The organism is Candidatus Angelobacter sp. (assembly GCA_035607015.1).
Lineage (GTDB): Bacteria > Verrucomicrobiota > Verrucomicrobiia > Limisphaerales > AV2 > AV2.
The window spans coordinates 1-2,670 of record DATNDF010000224.1 but is presented as its reverse complement, the minus strand read 5'-3'; the positions used below and the strand labels follow the sequence as shown (position 1 = coordinate 2,670).

Sequence of the window (2,670 nt, the reverse complement as noted above, 5' to 3'; positions counted from 1 at the left end):
CCGCGCGCTTCACCTACGCGCATCTCGAACTGCCTGGCGTGACCGAGGCTGCCGAGGCCGGCAATTGGAAGCTCGCGGCTGCGCAGGCGAAAATCCTTGAGGAAGAACTTGCGAAGAATACAGCGTTGCTCAATCGTGCGTGTGCCGATTTCATTGCCTCGCTCAAACTCAAGAACTAACGATGCTCGTTGCCCAGAACGAACACCCGCAGTGCCAGTGTGTAGTGACCCGAAGGAGAAACAACTCATGCGATTCGCAAAACTCTTAATCATTTTTGCTGCGTGCCTTGCCACATTTTCGCCTGCATGCTCCGCGCAGATGAGTCAGCCCCGCGCACGCAACCTTGACGTCCCCTTTGAGGGCACACCCGGTCCTCTCGATGCCATCACAGACGTTTCGGGCGTTGAAGTGGGCTTCCAAACCCTCATTTCAGGCTCGGGAAAACTTGTCGTCGGACAGGGACCCGTGCGCACGGGCGTGACCGCCGTTTTTCCGCGCGGCAAAAACTCTATCGATCCTGTTTTCGCCGGCTGGTTCACGGAAAACGGCAACGGTGAAATGACGGGCACCACTTGGGTCGAGGAGTCCGGCTTTCTCACCGGCCCCGTGCTTATCACCAACACGCACAGCGTCGGCGTCGTGCGCGATGCCGTAATCAGTTGGGAATTCCACCACGGCTTTCAAGCGCCCACGGAAGATTGGTGGTCGCTGCCCGTGGTCGCCGAAACCTGGGACGGCTATTTGAACGACATCAACGGCTTCCACGTCACGCCCGCGGATGCGTTCGCGGCAATGGACAGCGCCCACGGAGGCGTAATTGAAGAGGGCAATGTCGGCGGCGGCACGGGTATGATCTGTTTTGAATTCAAAGGAGGAACGGGCACCTCCTCCCGCAAACTCTCCGACAAGTTCGGCGGCTACACCGTTGGCGTACTTGTTCAGTGCAATTTTGGCTCACGTCACCTGCTGCGAATTGCTGGAGTGCCCGTCGGCCAGGAAATACCAGGAACACCGATCTGGTCGCTGCACGGCAATCCAGCCGTCGAAGATCGCGGTTCGATCATTGTCGTTGTCGCCACGGATGCTCCGCTTCTCCCGACGCAACTCAAACGCCTCGCCCGTCGTGTGACCCTTGGTCTCGGCCGCCTTGGCAGCATTTCCGGCGACGGCTCCGGCGACATTTTCATCGGCTTCTCCACGGCGAATCCCGGCGCGGGCCTCGCGCAAAAGCCATCGCAAGTGACGATGATGCCAAACGATCACATGGACCCACTCTTCGAAGCTACTGTCCAGGCGGTCGAAGAAGCCGTCGTCAACGCCATGGTCGCGGCAAAAACCATGACCGGCATTAACAACCGCACAGTCGAGGCACTCCCCCACGATCGTTTGCGCGAACTGCTCAAGAAATATAATCGCCTGTCTTCAACTCAATAGAGAGAACTTTTGGCTTGATGGTGGAGACAGTCGCTAGCCCTGCGTCGCCCGTGCTTCACTTGGCAAGCGGCTCATCTGCTCGCGCATGGACCGCATCGACAGTCCGCTGCGAATCACTGCATAGAATCCGAGAAAGAGGAATGGAATCGTCAGCACGAAGAAAGCGAAAAACGAAAAACCCGCCGCGGTATTTTTTTCGACTTCGAAGATGTTGAGTCCCAGCACGCAGAAAAACTGATATGACCCCACATTGGCCGGCGCATTCGGCAGTGAGACGCCGAGGTTGATCACCAGCAGCACGACGACCGCCGCGAGAAACGGCAGGCCCATGCCGTATGACCTCATCAACGCCCACAGTGCCAAGACTTGGCAAAACGGCATCAGTAACGACGTAAAAACCGCCGGATAAAAACTCGGCGAGGTTCCCATGGCATGCAGCCCGATCAGTGCCGACATCAGCTTCCCCGGTACCCGCTTCCCGCCGGACATCCGCCGCGGGTCGCCGCCGAAGCGAAGTTCGATGTACAGGATCATCGCAATGAACAGGCCCAACAGCACCAGCGTTGCTATTCCCAAGGCATTCGCGCCATGCCGGAAGCGCGAGGGCAACGGCACGAACAGCGACATCACCGCCAAACCGGCAGTTGTCACCACAAGATCGATCAGCCGCTCGACAAGTACAGAACCCACCACCCTGACGAAGCCGATGTCCTCCGCCTTCGAAACAAGGTAAGAGCGCAACAACTCGCCCGGCCGCAGCGGGAAAATCAAGTTCGCGAACAATCCTGCGAACACGGCGCGCGTCGCATCCCGCATCTTCACGCGTCCGAATGGCGCCAGCAGCAGCTTCCACCGGAGCGCCTGCACCACGTAGCTCGCAACGTCGAACGTAATTCCCAGGGCCACCCACCGCCAGCTCACGTCCGCGAGCTGGTCGATCGCGCGCTTTACGTGAAAGCCATGCAGAACATAAACCAGACACGTCGCCGAAATGGCGTACCCGAACCATATATACGCTCGCGATCGCGAACTGCGTCCTGCGGGTGCTGCGGCGGTTGTGTTCAATGCGAGTCTTCTCGGTTCGTCATGGAATCAATTCGCAGCAAAATAGCTGAAACCACTTCAGGCCACACGCTGGATCAGGCGACGCCGCATCTCTTCTTCCGTGATATCTGTACACAGCGAGTCTCGTGCACCAACATGACCAGCCATCGTTTCTCTTTGACCACGCCCGCG

The 2,670-nt window shown here is 58.4% G+C and carries 2 protein-coding genes; one reads left to right on the top strand and one right to left on the bottom strand.

Going from position 1 to position 2,670, the window contains the following annotated elements:
• Nucleotides 1-318: 318 nt before the first annotated feature.
• Nucleotides 319-1,434: a P1 family peptidase gene (locus tag VN887_09235; GenBank protein HXT40194.1), complete on the top strand. Its 1,116-nt coding sequence runs from the start codon at nucleotides 319-321 to the stop codon at nucleotides 1,432-1,434.
• A gap of 33 nt (nucleotides 1,435-1,467) precedes the next feature.
• On the opposite strand, the gene VN887_09230 is transcribed toward VN887_09235, so the two are convergent.
• Nucleotides 1,468-2,499: a lysylphosphatidylglycerol synthase transmembrane domain-containing protein gene (locus tag VN887_09230; GenBank protein HXT40193.1), complete on the bottom strand. Its 1,032-nt coding sequence runs from the start codon at nucleotides 2,497-2,499 to the stop codon at nucleotides 1,468-1,470.
• Nucleotides 2,500-2,670 lie beyond the last annotated feature (171 nt).

What these genes read in the sequence shown, in the direction of transcription:
- VN887_09235 (HXT40194.1), top strand. Translation starts at nt 319, where the DNA reads ATGAGTCAGCCCCGCGCACGCAACCTTGACGTCCCCTTTGAGGGCACA.